The following is a 14550-nucleotide window of genomic DNA, read 5'->3' on the forward strand; positions in this document are numbered from 1 at the left end:
CTCCCCTTGCGTTTTGGCTGGTCAGACGTTCCACATGGCTTCGCTCGCGGGACCCTTCCTGGGGTTCTCGTGCCTGCTCAGGTCCTTGGCATGCAGGGTGCGGAAGAGCTTGAAGACGTCCATGGCCTCGCTGGCGGCGGAGGCGAGCATGCGCGCGAGGGTGGCGATCATGTCGGTGACGGAGTCGTCCACCGGGTAGGAGTCGCGGGTGCGGGTGTGCAGCACCTCGACCGTCGCGGAGACCGCCTCCAGCGCGACCGGCAGGCCGGCGTACTCGCGGCCGACGCTGATCATGTCGTCGGGGGTGTAGGTGGCGTAGACGATGGCCACCGACTGGGACTGCATCACGAAGTGGGAGGGCTGGAAGGCGGTGCCGCCACTGCCGGGGACGACGCCGATGTTCCACATCCGCTCGCCGGGCTGGCCGTTGCGGGGGGACTCGTGGCGGGCGAGGTCGTCGGCGTGCACGGTGCGGAATTGGGGGTTGATCTGCTCGGCGTAGTCGGCGGCCTGCATGACCTTCGTGTAGACGCCGACCAGGGCCTGCACCAAGGGCTTGAGCACCGGGTACTTGGTGTCGGTGTTGATCGCCAGGGCCTTGACGGCCTGGCCGCACTGGCGGATGCCCTCCGGCAGCCCGGCGTACTCCGCGGCGACGGCCATCATCGACGGCGGCATGTACCGGGTGTAGCTGTCGCGCAGGTCCTCGCAGGTGCGGGTGAGTACGGACATGGCGCTGATCCCTCCGGGGGTGATGGCCCCGCCGCCGGTCGTGGTGGCGGGGGCGGTAACGGTGGCGGCGGCGCCCCGGACGGGGACCGGGACCTTGCCGGTGATCGCCGCTATGCGCTGGTTGCGGGCGTGCTTGGCCTGGGCCCGGCCGTACAGGCGCGCCCAGATCCGGCGGGCGGTGGCGGGCCCCCACGTGTAGGCCGGGTTCCCCGCGCCGCGCCGGGGGAAGAAGAGGCGCTTGAGCGTGACGAGCATGCCGATGGCGACACCGGGCGGCGTCAGCAGGGCCCCGGTGAGCCCGGAGGCGGCGCCGGCCAGGCCCACGCGGGCGCCGTGCGGGATGTTCCGGCGGGCGGCGGCGCGCCACGGGCCCGTGCGCTTCCACCAGGCGCCGAAGCGGCGGTTGATCCGGCGGCGGCGCAGCCGGGTGCGGGCCCGGGCGCGCACCAGCCGGGACAGCAGCGCCCGAGCGCGGGCGCTGCGCTGACGGGCCGTGCCCCCACCGGCGGCCTGGCCGCCGCCCTGGGCGCCCCCGGCCTGGCCCTTGGGCTTCTTGACGAGCGAGACCTTGCCCGGTGTGCCCGCCGTACCGCCGCCCTGGCCTGCCTGGCCCCCACCGGCCTGCTGGCGCCGGGCGGCCCGTCCGAGCGCCGCCCGGGCACCGGCCATCCCGCGCTGCCACCGGCCCCGGACCCCACCACCGGCTCCCCCGGCGCGGCCTCCCGCAGAACCACCGGTTCCTGCGGCGCCACGGCCACCCGTTGCCGCGCCCGGACGGTTCCCGCCCTGCCCCGCCGTGCCCTTGGCGCCCGCCCGACCGGCGGCCGCTGCCCCGGCCGTGCCGGTGCTGCCGGTCGCGGCCGATCCGCCCGCGCCCGCGGCCGCGCCGCGCCGGCCCCGGCGCCCGGCCCCGCTCCCAGCAGTGCCCGTGGTGCCGGTGGTGGTGCCGGTCGTTGCCGCACCACCACCGGCGGCGCGGCGGGCGGCGCCGCGGACAGCACCGCGAAGCCCGCCCCCGTAACCGCCGTGGCCGCCGTAGCCGCCGGTCCCGGTGCGCCAGCGGCCCAGACGGCCGCCGGTCAGCCCCCACAGCCCGCCGCTGGTGTTCGCGGCGCGGCCGCCGCCGGTCCGGGTGCGTCCGGCGGCCCGGCGGCGGCCCGCACGGACAGAGGTACGGGTGGCCCGGTGGGCGCCGTAGGCGGCGACTCCGCCCTCGGCGACGCCGGTCGCCACGGCTCCGGCGATGCCGGCCGCTCCGTAGGCGAGGGAGACGGAGGCGACGACGGCCGAGGCCGTAGTGGCCAGGATGGGCACGGCGCGGACCGTGGTGGTCGGCTCGGTGGCGGCATCGTCGCTGGTCGAAGGGTCGGGGGCGGGGTCGTCGGCGGGCCGGATGATGATCTGCGGCGCCATCAGGTCGGCGTCGTCGGTAGGGGGTGCTGCCGCGGTGCGTTGTGCCATGACGAGTCTCCATCGGGTGAAGAGCGGGCCGGGGGCGAGCAGAGGGGCCCCCGGCCCTTGTGCATGGGGAGCAGGAAGGTGCAGGCGGTGCAGGTGGGGGACAGTGATCATCGCGTCACCCCGTGTGTTGCTGTGAGACGAATTCGAGCCGCAGTGGCCGGAATGGCCGGATGAAAGCGGCCTTCGGGTCGTGGCCGTCAGGTCCGGGCGAGCTCGCGCTCCTCGGCCTGCTCGGCGCGGGCCTTTGCGTGCCGGAGCAGCGGGCCGGCCGCCACCTTGCGGATGCGGAACTCGCGGGCCACGGCCGCGACCGTGGGCGCCTTCTCGTTGTTGCGCTTGGCCTTGTCCAGCAGCTCGACGAGCGCGGGAACCAGGTGCCGGTACCGATCGGGAACCGACGCCTCGGCGTCGTCCTCGTCCGGTTCCCGGTCCGTGTCGGACGGCGCCTCGGTCTCGGTCTCCGGCACCGGGGACTCCCCCTCGTCGGCCGGTTCCGGGGCCTCGCCCGGCCCGGTTCCCGGGTCGTCCCCGTCACCGGTTCCGGCGGTTCCCGCAGACGGTTCCCACGGCGCGCCGGGCCCGGTTCCGGGCTGCGTTGCCTCGTCGCCGGGAACCGGTTCCCGGCGGCCGGCGGAACCGGTTCCCGCCGGAGACGGGCCGTCAGCGCCGGCGGCGTCCGCGGCGGTTCCCGCCGATGCGTCGGCGGCGGGAACCGCCGGGTCCGGCGTGGTGCCGGGAACCGGTTCCCCGGAGGGTGCGGAAGGCGGTTCCGACCCGGTTCCCGTCTGGGCGGGAACCGCTTCGGCGCCCGGGGCGGGAACCGTCTGCTCGCGGGTACCGGGGGCCGGGTCCGGCAGGGTCGCGGTGACGCGCAGCCGGGGGGCTCCCAGGGCCGGGACGGCACCGACGGGAACCAGTTCCCGGACGGTCTCCTCCTCGGCGGGCTCGCCGACGGGAACCGGCTGCGGCTCGGGTTCCCGAGCGTCGCCGCCGTCGGCGGGAACCGGGCCCCCGGTGGTCTCCGGAGCGGCGCCCGGGGCGGTGTCGGCACGCGGTTCCCGGGCGGGAGCCGCCGCTGCGGGAACCGCGCCCGGAACCGGTTCCGGGTCGTTGTTGTGGTCGGCGGGTGCCGGTTCCCCGGCAGCCTCGGCTGCGGCCTGCGAGGGCTCGCTGGCGGCCGGGTCCGGGGCGGGGGCCGGGGGAGCGGGAACCGGTTCCGGACCGGGGGTGTGCTCGCGGTTCCCGGCGGTGGTCACCGGTTCCGGCTGGGGCGCCGGAGCGTCGGACGGGGCGGGGTCGGTGGTGCCGGTGATGGTCTTCACGTCGGCGAAGAGCCTCCCTCCAGGGGCGGGGGCGGGCAGGGGCAGGCCGCGCTGGGCCAGGCGCTCGGCGGCCGACAGCGGCGTGCTGCGGATGCGCTGGTCGGCCGTGGTCCACTGCTGGCGGACCTGCTGGGCAAGCTCATGGGCGGCCGGATCCTGGCGCTGCCACGGCGAGACCGTCTTGAGCTCGAGCAGGGCCTCGGCGTGCCGGGCAACCGCGAGGTCGGCCAGGAGCACGTCGATCGGGTCGGTGCTGGCGACGGGCGGCCGCACGCCGGCCTCGCGCAGCGCGGTGCGCAGCTCGGCCAGCAGCGCGGTGCGCCGCCTCTTCTGCCGCCGTGCCTCGCGCTTCTCCCGGCGGTCGCTGGCCTCCGTGCTGATGGCGGGGAGTCCGGCGAGCTGCTCGACGAGCTCGGTGGCGTGGGCCAGGGCACGGTTGCGGGCGATGGTCTGGGCGTCCTGGTCGAGGTCGGCCAGCCCGAGCCGGGCCAGCACCTTGTCGCGCAGGGTGCGCACCAGGCGCTCGGCGACCTGCTCGGCCTCCGGGTCACGCTCCTGCAGCTCGGTCAGCACCGTCTTGTGCATCGCGATGGCCGCGCCGATCGGGCCGAAGATGGTCCGGACGGCACCGCCACCGACGCCGAACTCCGAGAAGGCCGGCACGCACAGCAGGCTGGAGAGGACCCACACGCCGATCCCGGCGCCGCCGCCCACGGCCTTCTTCCCCTTCTCGCTGCCGAGGAGCTGGTGGCGGGCGAAAAGGGCCATCGCGACCAGCAGGATCTCCGCGCCGCCGAACACCGCGATGCGGGTGGCGATGACGTCGATGTGCAGGTGATCGCGGGCGTAGCGCCAGGAGGTGTCGATGGAGGCCCCGGAGCAGCCCAGGGCCGCCAGGATGCCGAAACGCACGGCCAGCGGCTTGCTGCCCAGGTACGTGTCCCACAGGCGCCGAAGCCACCAGACGACGGCGGCCACGAGGACCAGGAGCAGGACGACGGCGGCCAGGGTGGGCCAGGGGTTGGCGGTGGCCCAGCGGGTGATGGGGTGAGTGGTCACCGGCCGCCCCCCATCGTGCGGGGGGCGGTCCGGGCGGCTCCGGAGCAGGTCATCCGGGGCTTCTCCTAACGGTGGTGCTCAGTGGTGGTGGCTTCCGTGAGGTCCTCACGCGGGTCGGGCGAGCGCGGCGGCGGGCCGCCGGGGCGGCGCATCAGCGCGCCCCCGACCCCTTGCAGGAACGGCAGGAGACCCAGAACTGGCGGAAGGTCGTGCCGTCGCTGTGGGTCTGCGTCGAGCCGCCCTCGCCGCCGCAGTCGGGGCAGGGCCTCGGCTCGTATCGGCAGACGACGCCCTGCGGCATGCTCTGACGGGCGCTCACGCCGCCCGTCCCCGGCCCGAACCGGCGGCGAAGGCCTGGGCGACAGCGGCCGGCAGGTGGGGGGAGGGGAAGGTCTCCACGTCCGGGGCGGTGATGCGCACCGCGATACGGCCCTCGCCCATCTCGCCGACCGCCCGGACGAGCCCCGTCTCGGGGTAGGACAGGCCCGGCGCGCCGAGGCTGGAGGCCAGCGGCCCCATCAGGCCGGCGGTGCCGCGCTCCAGCGTGATGTCGGCGGTGACGGAGCCGTCCTCCACGGTGAGGCTGAAGGCCACGCCGACCTGGGCCAGGCTGGTGACCTTGTCGATCAGCGGCACGGCGGTGGCGATGGCGTCGGCGATGTCGTGCACGGCCCCCTCGGGGCGTACGGGCATCACGGCGTGCGTCATGATGGTCATTGCGGACTCCTGTCGTCGTAGGTGGCAGTCCGTGCTGGCCCCCGGCTCACACCCGGGGGCCTTCTTCGTTCTGCGGCAGCCGCACGCCGGGGAAGCAGATCTCCCCTGGTCAGCACGGACACCTCAGACCGACCCACCATGTCTGTCATACCTGTCATGACAGGCCGTGGTGGCAGGCATGACCGTAGACGGTGAACTGGCACACCGTCAACATCCCTGCCATGGCAGGCCGATTGTGCTGGGCCTACGACGGAGCCTCGGGGCTGAAATCACGTCAGCGACTGCACCAAGTGCGGGCGTCAGGGCTTGCATGCCTGCCATGACAGGCTGGTACGGTCTGGGTTATGCCCACCAACCGACCACGAGGGACCGGCAATCCTCCGCCGACCGTCGAGAGCGTCACCGCAGAGATGCGTCGGCGCGTCCTCGACGGCGAGTTCCGCCCCGAGGGCGACGCTCCCGCCTACCTGCCCAGCGCCCGCGAGCTCTCGGAGCACTACGGCCTCAGCCGGCAGGCCATCGGCCGGGTCATCGGCGCGCTCAAGGCCGAGGGCCTCATCATCAGCCGCCCCGGCGTGGCCGCCTACGTCCGCCACGTGCAGCCCGTCGAGTTCCCCATGCACGTCTTCGAGCGGGGCCAACGGCGCGACGACGCCGACCGCGGCGTGGACGACTGGAAGGCGGCCATAGAGGAGCAGGGCCGCGTCCCCTCCCAGGACACCCCGCAGGTCACCGTCGAGCGCGCCCCCGACGACATCGCCGCCTGGCTGCGCCTGCCGCCCCGCACATTCGCCGTCGTCCGCCGCCGACTGCGCCGAGTCGACGGCGAACCATGGCAATTGTCCGACTCCTGGTTCCCGCACGCCGTCGCCATGGACACCCCCCTCATGGAGGAACGCGACGTCACGATGCCCGGCGGCGTCCTGGCCAACGTCCACGAGAGCCGGTACCGCCAAGCGCGGGTACGCGACGAGATCCGCTCCTGGAGCCTGACCCCCCAGGAGAAGCAGCGCCTGGGCCTCGACCAGGACGTCACCCTCCCCGCCACCCGGCACACCCGTATCGGCTACGCCGCCGACGGCATGCCGGTCCGATGCATGGTCACCATCGCCCCCGGCGACCGGAACGTACTCGTGTACGAGATGGAGGTCTGACGGCATTGAGGACGATTCGCCCGGCTACGGTCGCCGACATGCCCGACCTTCGGCAGCTCCGCGCCGAGGCCGAGACCTGGCTCGCCGCCGCCGGCATCGACCAGTGGCGCGACCCATCCACCCGCCCGGCTGCCCTGGCGAAGTGGGAGGCCAACATCCGTGACGGCCGGACCTGGGTCATCGACAACGACGACCGCACCGGCCTGCTCGCCACCGTCACGCTCGCCCCGCCCGATCGCGACTTCTGGCGCGACGCCGACGCCCCGGACTCCGCCGTCTACATCGCGAAGCTCATCACCGGCCGCCAGGCCAAGGGCGAACACCTCGGCGGCCGCATCCTCGACTGGGCCGGTTCCATCGCCTGCGACCGCGGCCTTCCCTGGGTCCGCCTGGACTGCTGGCGTGACAACACCAAGCTCCAGGACTACTACCTCCGCGCAGGGTTCCGGCACGTCCGTACCGAAGCACCCACCCACCGGCTGTCCGGCTGGATGGCACAACGCCCCGCCTCGGTTGTTCTGTATCCGGGGCAAGACCTCACAACCGCCGACACTCCGGTCTCGGCGCTCTGACCGCTTCCCTGGGCTCCGAGGGAGGAAGATGTCCCCGCAGAACGCGAACAGGCCCCCCAGAGGAGGGCCTGCCGATCGCGTCGCCGGTTGTGGTGGTCGGCGCCGTGATCCAGCACCTGAGATGGAGGTGCCTGCGATGCACAGCAGGCTACGCGTACGCGCTGACAGCGCGCTATCGAGGCTCGGCGACACGCCGCTTGTTTCCCGCGCTGCGGGCGCTTCCACAAGATCGCTCCCGGAGAACGGGATCTCGGAACCTCAGCCCTGGAAAACGCGTTCACACACATCGCACGCGTCGTGGAAGATCGCCCGATGCGCCATGTGCGCCGGGTACCAGGACATCCCCGGTTCACCAAACCGGGGGAAGGGCTACAGGATGTTGTCCATGCACGTACGCGCCCCGTAACGCCAAGGGCCGCCCTGCTGCCAACAGGACGGCCCTCGACTCACTGCTCCGACTCAGTCTCTGGCCTCACGAGCCACACAGCGCCTGAGTCGTACGTCGGCGGTAACGCCGGGCTCCCGACCCACGATCGGGCCCGGTCACCGCTGCCAGGGTAACTGGCGAGCCTGGGTTTTCGCAGCACCGCTCATAGGCCCGTCCGGTTGCCTGGTGGCGTTCCACCGGCGTGCGGCTCTCTACCCCATTGGGAGAGATCGCACCCCATGCACCACCTGCCGTACCGCCCTCTCCGGCTCACCTCCGCGGAGCCCGCGACGGTAACCGTCCCGGCCGCGTACGAAGACGCCGTGACTACGACTTCTGAGCTGAATCGCGGCCTGAGCTGCGCAAACGATGGTGTCCGCTTCGGCGCGTACAACGCCTGCGTGACTATGACCCCGGCGTCCTCGTGCGCCCTCCCCGCCCTGTCCCTCCCGGCCGCGCCGGCGGTGTCCCGATGAGCTCGCCCAAGCGTCCCAAGACCTCGGCGGCCACTCCGGACCAGGTGGTCGAGCTGTACGGGCCGGACAACGACGGCTGGTACGACACCCGCGTCATGGACTGGATCGCCCTGTGCGAGCAGCTCAAGGACGGCGAGGTCCGCGGCTACCTCGTGCTGCGCGGCCTGGTGGTGGACAAGTTCAAGAACCACGTGCGCGTGCTCACCCTGCAGCTGCTGTGCGAGCTGATCCCCAGCCCGAGCGGCGGCCCGAGCAGCCTCACCCGGATCCGGGGCATCCTCGACGGCCTCACCAAGGTCGGTCTGGTGACCACGCCCGAGGGCCAGCCCATCAAGACGTCCTCCCGCGCGAGCGCCCTCACCAAGACGCTCCGTATCCGCATCAACGACTCGGCACCGGCCGACTACGAGGGCTGGCGGAACTCCGAGGACAAGCTCAAGGCCCTCGGGACGGCCCTCGCCGACCTGGTCGAGGAAGGCACCGAGGAGGCTGCCGCAGCGGCTGACCAGCAGGCTTCCGAAGCGGGTCGGAAATCCGACCCGGGGGGTGCAGCGGGTCGGATTTCCGACCCGTCGGGTCGGATTTCCGACCCACGGGGTCGGGAATCCGACCCGCTCACGGGTGGTGACCTGCAGGAACGCGATCTTCCTCTGGTGTCTTCCTCTGGATCTTCTCTCTCTCCCTCCGCAGAGGACGCAGCGGCAACGCCGGTCCCGGCTGAGGCGGAGACGACGACGAGAGAGACGGCTTCGCCGGAGGACAACCCCGTTCCTGTTGCTGCCGAGGTGCCCGCGCCCCGCGACGGCCACGGCGACGGGCAGCGTGCGGAGCTGCTGGAGATGCTGCTGGGCCTGCCCGGCCGGGACCGGATGAACCGCGAGGAGGCGGCCGACATGCTGCTGCCGCTCGCCGTCGATGCTCTGGCGGTGGGCTGGACGGTCCCGAAGTTGCGCAGTCACCTGGCCCGCGGCTGTGACCCGGACCGGGTCTTCAACGTGGTGGCGGTCTACCGGAGCCACCTGAAGAAGCTCCCGCAGGTCCCCGCCGGTGCGGGTGGTCACCCGGCGGCGGCCGCGCCGGAGTGCTCGAAGTGCAACGGGTCCGGCCTCGCCGAGGATCCGGAGACCTTCCTGCCGGTCGGTCCGTGCGAGTGCCGCATGGCTCCCGCCCTCGCGTCCTGACCCCGTACGACAGCAGCGGCCGGAGACCTTGCCCGGTCCGGCCGCTGCCCGAATCCCGTGAACGGAGATCCACCATGAGCGTAGCCATCCCCGGCCCCGCCGCCTCCGGCGAGGACCTCGACCCGCGGCACTTCGAGCGCGTCCCGCCGCAGGACCTCGAGGCCGAGCAGTCCGTCCTCGGCGGCATGCTGCTGTCGAAGGACGCCATCGGCGACGTCGCCGAGATCCTGCAACCCGCCGACTTCTACCGGCCGGCGCACGAGACCGTGTTCCGCGCGATCCTCGACGTCCACGGCAAGGGCGAGCCCGCCGACCCGATCACGGTCGCGGCCTACCTGACCAAGACCGGCGAACTGGCCAAGATCGGCGGCGCGGCATACCTCCACACGCTGGTCCAGCAGGTACCCACGGCGGCGAACGCCGAGTACTACGCGGAGATCGTCTACGCGGCCGCCGTCGCCCGGAACCTGGTCGTCGCGGGCACGGCCATCGCTGCCAGCGGCTACGCCCGCGACGGCGACACCGACGAGCTGGTCGAGCGCGCGCAGGAGCGGCTGTACGGCGTGGTCCGCCACCGCGGCGACGAGTCGCTGATGGACGCCTCGGAGGGCCTGGACGACACCTTCGACGACATCGAGGCGGCCGGGAAGCGCAAGAAAGGCGAGCTCACCGGCGTGCCGACCGGTTTCACTGACCTCGACAGCCTGACCCTCGGCCTCCAGGAGGGCCAGCTCATCCTGATCGCCGGGCGCCCGGCGATGGGCAAGTCCACCCTCGGCCTCGACTTCGCGCGGGCGGCGAGCCTCAAGCACGGGCTGACCACCGCGTTCTTCAGCTTGGAAATGAGCCGCAAGGAGCTCCACATGCGGCTGCTGTCCGCCGAGGGATCCGTCGCCCTGCACCACATCCGCTCCGGCCAGCTCGACGACGCCGCCTGGAACCGGATGGCCAAGGCCAAGGCCAAGATCGACGCGGGGAACCTGCTCCTGGACGACTCCCCGGAGCTGACTGCCATGTCGATCCGCACCAAGGCCCGCCGGCTCAAGCAGCGTGGCCAGCTCGACCTGGTCGTCATCGACTACCTCCAGCTGCTCCAGTACGGCGGCGGTCGCCGTCCGGAGAGCCGCCAGCAGGAGGTCTCCGACATCTCCCGCCAGCTCAAGCTGATGGCCAAGGAGCTGGAGCTGCCGGTCATTGCGCTCTCGCAGCTCAACCGCGGGCCCGAGCAGCGCACCGACAAGAGGCCGCAGGTCTCCGACCTGCGCGAGTCGGGCTCGCTGGAGCAGGACGCGGACGTGGTGATCCTGCTGCACCGCGAGGACCAGTACGAGAAGGAGTCCCCGCGCGCGGGCGAGGCGGACCTGATCGTCGGCAAGCACCGCAACGGGCCGACCTCGATCGTCACCACCGCCTTCCAGGGCCACTACAGCCGCTTCGTGGACATGAACCGCACCTAAAAATCGCACAAAAGTACGCATATCGCTCATTCTGTGCAGTGCCGCTCGGGCCCCCCGCTTGAGCCCGCGACACTGGCCGGTCCGGGTGGCAGGCTGCCGCTCGTCTAGTCACGCAGACCGTTGCCCCGGCCTTTCCGGCCGGGGCAACGCCCGTTCCGGCGTCCGGCCCCGGGCGGTGCCGGCGGGCTGAGAGGATGGTGGGGTGAGCGAGCTGGATGAGCTGAGGCATCGGGTCGACGCCCTGGAGGGCGAGGTCGAGCGGCTGCGCGAGGAGAACGCGGCGACGCGGACCCTGGCGAGCATGGCCGACCGGGACGTCGCGGAGATGCGCACGTCGCTGCGTGCCCACACCCAGACCCTCAACGCGCTGCGGGAGACCCAGCTGGAGCAGGGCCGTGCCGTGCAGGGCATCGCGGAGGCCGTCGGCGGTCTCATCGCGGGCCAGGCGGCGCTCGCCGACGCCGTCGCCGGCCTCACGGCGGGCCAGGCCGAGATGCTGGAGCAACTGCGCCGCCTCACCGCCGACCGTGACCGTCACGACGACGACGGCGGGAAGCCGTAGCCCGGCACCCCAGAACAACTAACAGGCCCCTGCGGGCCCGACTCTCAGGTGATGCCCACGGCCCGCGCCGTGGGCATCACCCCTGTTCAGAGCACTTCTCGGCACCGTTCCGGCGTTGTCGATCTTGCCCCCGGCGCCCTGCTGGCTGGGCGTGTGGCGCCCGCCGAGGACGGCGGGAAGCCCGGAAACCCACTGGTCATGTCCCGGACGGGCCCGGACTGTCAAGAGCGCAAGGGCCTGTTAGTTATCGGTCGGAGAGGGCGCGGGGCGCGTCACCCATTCGGGTGACGCGCCCCGCGCTGCGGTGGCTGAGGCCCGTGTGTTCGAGAACAGAAAGAAGGAGCCCCTTCGGGGCGCGACCTACACAAGCAGGGGCTCGCGCCTCTATAAGGCCGTCTGCGCCCCTTGCGGCCGATCATGGGACGGGAATGGCTCGTGGGGTGTGTTCGGCGCTCTGCGCCCCCGTTACGCCTCTTCTCGGGGCTGCTCCGGGTGATCACCTCGTTCGCGCCGCACGGTCCACCGGCCACCGCCCCACCCCCGCCGGACGCCGGGCTCTCGGCAAGGACCGCGTCCAGCAGCAGCTGGCGCAGCCCGAGCACACGCACCTCCAGCTCGCGGCCGAAGTACCCCAGCGCAACCCGCGGCTCCCCCGCCCGCTCCGCACGCCGGCGGGCCCGGTACGCCGCGTCCCGGCAAAGCCGCGGCCGCGAGCAGTACCGGCGACTCGGCGAGCCCTCGCCCAGCGGCCGCCCGCACCAGGCGCAGCGGCGCGGCAGCGTCCTGTCGTCCATGAGCGGACCGTACGGCCGCTGCGAGCCGACAGCCCAGCCCCCGGAGCCACGGCCAGCCTGCTCCACGCGCGTGCGTGGGACGGTCTCACGAGTTCCACGGACGTACCTTTCCGCAGCTCAGAAGCCCAGGACCCGAGTCTCACGGGCACCGGCCGCCGGGCGGCCGCCAGCCGACAGCGACCGGGGGGTAGGGGGTATTTGGTCTGGTTCCTAGTAATCACGCCTGGTCCACCGACGACCGGTAAACCGGCGCCTGGTCCACCGACGCCTGGAAACCCGTCACCGGTGCCCGACTGTTGGACCTGTTAGGTCCAACAGGTCCGATGCCTCTTCACCTGCGATTTTGCCGCGCTCCCGCGCCTGCGGCCTCTACAGAGGGGTGAGGTGCGCGGCCCGGTCCAGGGCCCGCAGCAGCTCGGCGTCCCACCCGGCCCGCGGGACGTCGAGGGCGGGCAGGGTCGCCGTGCTCAGCGCGGCGAGCTGGACCCGGTGCTCGATGCCGTGGCGCCACGCCTCGCGCCCGGCCTCGCGGGCGGCGACGCGCATCTGCAGGCCGGTGGTCGCATCGTCCTGGGCACTCGGGAGCCCGGCGAGGTCGCGGCCGGCCACCTCGACCGCGTGCAGCAGGCGCGCGGCACGCTCGGCGTCCGGGGCGGGCGGGGCGACCAGCACCACGCCCGGCTTCACGCCACGGCGCAGCTGTTCCATCCGCTCCGGCAGGGGACTCCAGCCCACCTCGCCGCCGAGGTCGACGTTCACCTTGGCGACGGCGGCGCTGTAGGCCCGGCCGACGCCACGCGGCTGGAGCGCCGTGCCCGCGGCCCGGTACTCCGGCTCCTGGTCCTCGACGACGCCGCCGTGGTTGCCCCGGACGGACACCCACAGGTAGTCGGCCGCCCCGGTCACCTCGCGCATCAGCAGCCTGCGCACCTGGAGCCACCGCTGCAGTGCGGCCCGGGTCGCCGCCGACAGCACGAAGATCTCGGTCGTCGGCTGGTAGGCGGGGCCCGCGCCCTGGGGCCGCCGGCGGACCCGCACTTCTTCCAGCCCCGGCGAGAGGTCGTCCAGGCGCATCGCGCAGAGCTCCCCCACCCGGCCGCCGGTGTCCAGCACCACCGAGGCCAGGGCCAGCATGCGCACCCAGCGCGGATAGCCCCGGGTGAGGAGCCCGCCCTCGACGGTCCAGCCGGTCCGCCGGCCGATGTAGTCCGAGAGGGTCTGGAGGCTGGCACGGAGCTGGCCCTGCCGCCCACGGTCCACCGGCGTCTTCAGCGGCAGCACCTCGCGCACCCGCAGATGGACGACGGGCAGGCCGAGGACGCGCTGGAGCATCACCATCACATCCGAGCGCACCAGGGCCGTCCGCTCGCTGGTCGGCCTGACCTCGCCCCGGGCCCGCAGCTCCCCGGCCAGGGCCAGTTCCTCGTACGCGCGCAGCGACTCCTCGGCGAGCACGTCCTCGAGGTCGGCCTCGGTCGTCAGCGGGTGGCCGGGGTGGCGCAGCCCGCGGACCAGCTCGCGGGCGTGTGCCCGGATCTGCCGCTCGCGCGCCTCGGAGGGCGCCTCCGCACACGCCTCCTCGACCGCCGTCTTGAGCTCCGGCATGTCGTCGAGCACATCGGGGGCCTTCATCACGGGGGCACACGGTAGCCACCCGCCAGCGTCCTGTACGCCAAAACCAGAATTGGACCCGTTGGGGTCAATGGGTCCAATAGCCGCTGAACTGCTGGTTCTCCGCCGCGTGCAGCCGGTCAACAACACGGTGGGAGACTCCTGCGGTGACCGCCGACATGCAGCAGCCGGCCCGCCGCGGCCTGGCGAACTTCTACGACTCCGACGCGATCGGCGCCGGACTCAGCGACTACCAGAGCGTGCCCGTCCCCAAGGGGCTCCTCCGGCTCGTGGCCCGCATCCTCACCGACGACGACGTCCCGAAGAGCAACAAGGAGAAGGCCGCCCAGATGCTGGAGGGCATAGTCGCCCAGACGCCGTCCCCCTGACCCCCGCCGCCCTACCACGCCCGCCTGCCGCCGCCCGCGCATCCCGCCAACGGGCGGCGGCAGGCTGTGGCCGAGGGCTAGGCTCGCCCGGCGACTGCAGCCATATGAGAGGAACGCGGCGATGGCCGAGCGGATCTGGCACCCCATCAGCAAGCTCGAATTCTTCATCGAGCACACCCGCGGCTGGGTCGCCGACTCGCGCGAGAGCCTCGCAACGTACGAAGAGGCCCGGGACAAGCCGCACGTCCTCACCGATGCCGACGTAACACGCATCAAGAAGGTCTTCACCGAGCAGGACGAGAGCCTGACCCTGTTCGAGGAACAGTCGGCCGCCTGGGGCCAGCTCCCGGACCTCAGCCCCTCACGGCGGCAGAAGCTGCAGATCCTCAACGACCAGCTCGCCGAGCTGCGCAAGATCCGCGGACAGGTCCTCGAACTCGCCGAGCACCTGTCCGCGCACACCATCGACAAGGTGATGGCAATGAGCGACATGGAAGCCGGCCTTCACTTCCTGGCGCAGCAGACGAAGAGCTAGGCACCACATAGACCCAGCTCACACGCCATCAGACCTGTTGCCCCTAACACCCCCAACCCCCCTCACGAGGGGACTACGCCAACCTCCTCGTGTCACTCGTC

Annotated in this window: 12 protein-coding genes; 8 read left to right on the forward strand and 4 right to left on the reverse strand. The window is 72.6% G+C overall.

Annotated elements, in window-relative coordinates:
* Nucleotides 1–21: 21 nt before the first annotated feature.
* Nucleotides 22–2193, reverse strand: a complete 2172-nt coding sequence (locus ACH427_RS16755; RefSeq protein WP_398870215.1) for a hypothetical protein — start codon at nt 2191–2193, stop codon at nt 22–24.
* Nucleotides 2194–2390: 197 nt separating this feature from the next.
* Nucleotides 2391–4574, reverse strand: coding sequence for a hypothetical protein (locus ACH427_RS16760; protein ID WP_398870216.1), 2184 nt, complete (start codon nt 4572–4574; stop codon nt 2391–2393).
* 74 nt (nt 4575–4648) lie between these two features.
* Here ACH427_RS16760 and ACH427_RS16765 point away from each other — a divergent pair, with 74 nt between their 5' ends.
* On the forward strand, nt 4649–4882 hold the full coding sequence (locus tag ACH427_RS16765; protein WP_398870217.1) for a hypothetical protein: 234 nt from the start codon (nt 4649–4651) through the stop codon (nt 4880–4882).
* 7 nt (nt 4883–4889) lie between these two features.
* Here ACH427_RS16765 and ACH427_RS16770 read toward each other — a convergent pair whose 3' ends face one another.
* The gene (locus ACH427_RS16770) at nt 4890–5291 is read right to left on the reverse strand and encodes a hypothetical protein (RefSeq protein WP_398870218.1); all 402 of its coding nucleotides are present in this window, start codon (nt 5289–5291) and stop codon (nt 4890–4892) included.
* 344 nt (nt 5292–5635) lie between these two features.
* Here ACH427_RS16770 and ACH427_RS16775 point away from each other — a divergent pair, with 344 nt between their 5' ends.
* The 5 genes from ACH427_RS16775 (at nt 5636) to ACH427_RS16795 (ending at nt 11120) form a co-directional block, all read left to right on the forward strand.
* On the forward strand, nt 5636–6445 hold the full coding sequence (locus ACH427_RS16775; RefSeq protein WP_398870219.1) for a GntR family transcriptional regulator: 810 nt from the start codon (nt 5636–5638) through the stop codon (nt 6443–6445).
* Between the two features lie 38 nt (nt 6446–6483).
* Nucleotides 6484–7017 (forward strand): GNAT family N-acetyltransferase, encoded by a 534-nt coding sequence (locus tag ACH427_RS16780; RefSeq protein WP_398870221.1) that lies wholly within the window; start codon nt 6484–6486, stop codon nt 7015–7017.
* Between the two features lie 899 nt (nt 7018–7916).
* On the forward strand, nt 7917–9101 hold the full coding sequence (locus ACH427_RS16785; RefSeq protein WP_398870222.1) for a hypothetical protein: 1185 nt from the start codon (nt 7917–7919) through the stop codon (nt 9099–9101).
* Nucleotides 9098–10558: a replicative DNA helicase gene (gene dnaB / locus ACH427_RS16790; RefSeq protein ID WP_398870309.1), complete on the forward strand. Its 1461-nt coding sequence runs from the start codon at nt 9098–9100 to the stop codon at nt 10556–10558. The genes ACH427_RS16785 and dnaB overlap by 4 nt, the downstream gene beginning before the upstream one ends.
* Nucleotides 10559–10760: 202 nt before the next feature.
* Nucleotides 10761–11120 (forward strand): hypothetical protein, encoded by a 360-nt coding sequence (locus tag ACH427_RS16795; protein WP_398870223.1) that lies wholly within the window; start codon nt 10761–10763, stop codon nt 11118–11120.
* Between the two features lie 1163 nt (nt 11121–12283).
* Here the strand turns inward: ACH427_RS16795 and ACH427_RS16800 are convergent.
* On the reverse strand, nt 12284–13546 hold the full coding sequence (locus ACH427_RS16800) for a hypothetical protein (RefSeq protein WP_398870310.1): 1263 nt from the start codon (nt 13544–13546) through the stop codon (nt 12284–12286).
* 146 nt (nt 13547–13692) lie between these two features.
* Between ACH427_RS16800 and ACH427_RS16805 the strand changes: the two genes are divergently transcribed.
* Together ACH427_RS16805 and ACH427_RS16810 are read left to right on the forward strand one after the other, a co-directional pair.
* Nucleotides 13693–13914 carry a hypothetical protein gene (locus ACH427_RS16805; protein WP_398870224.1) on the forward strand — a complete coding sequence of 74 codons (222 nt, stop codon included), beginning with the start codon at nt 13693–13695 and terminating at the stop codon, nt 13912–13914.
* A 121-nt stretch (nt 13915–14035) separates the two neighbouring features.
* Nucleotides 14036–14449: a hypothetical protein gene (locus ACH427_RS16810; RefSeq protein ID WP_398870225.1), complete on the forward strand. Its 414-nt coding sequence runs from the start codon at nt 14036–14038 to the stop codon at nt 14447–14449.
* Nucleotides 14450–14550 lie beyond the last annotated feature (101 nt).

Source organism: Streptomyces sp. NPDC020379 (assembly GCF_044387105.1).
In the GTDB taxonomy this organism is placed as follows: Bacteria; Actinomycetota; Actinomycetes; order Streptomycetales; family Streptomycetaceae; genus Streptomyces.

Coding starts and splice junctions, on each gene's coding strand:
- ACH427_RS16775 (WP_398870219.1), top strand. CDS start 5,636: ATGCCCACCAACCGACCACGAGGGACCGGCAATCCTCCGCCGACCGTC.
- ACH427_RS16755 (WP_398870215.1), bottom strand. CDS start 2,193: ATGGCACAACGCACCGCGGCAGCACCCCCTACCGACGACGCCGACCTG.
- ACH427_RS16800 (WP_398870310.1), bottom strand. CDS start 13,546: ATGAAGGCCCCCGATGTGCTCGACGACATGCCGGAGCTCAAGACGGCG.
- ACH427_RS16780 (WP_398870221.1), top strand. CDS start 6,484: ATGCCCGACCTTCGGCAGCTCCGCGCCGAGGCCGAGACCTGGCTCGCC.
- ACH427_RS16785 (WP_398870222.1), top strand. CDS start 7,917: ATGAGCTCGCCCAAGCGTCCCAAGACCTCGGCGGCCACTCCGGACCAG.
- ACH427_RS16810 (WP_398870225.1), top strand. CDS start 14,036: ATGGCCGAGCGGATCTGGCACCCCATCAGCAAGCTCGAATTCTTCATC.
- ACH427_RS16770 (WP_398870218.1), bottom strand. CDS start 5,291: ATGACCATCATGACGCACGCCGTGATGCCCGTACGCCCCGAGGGGGCC.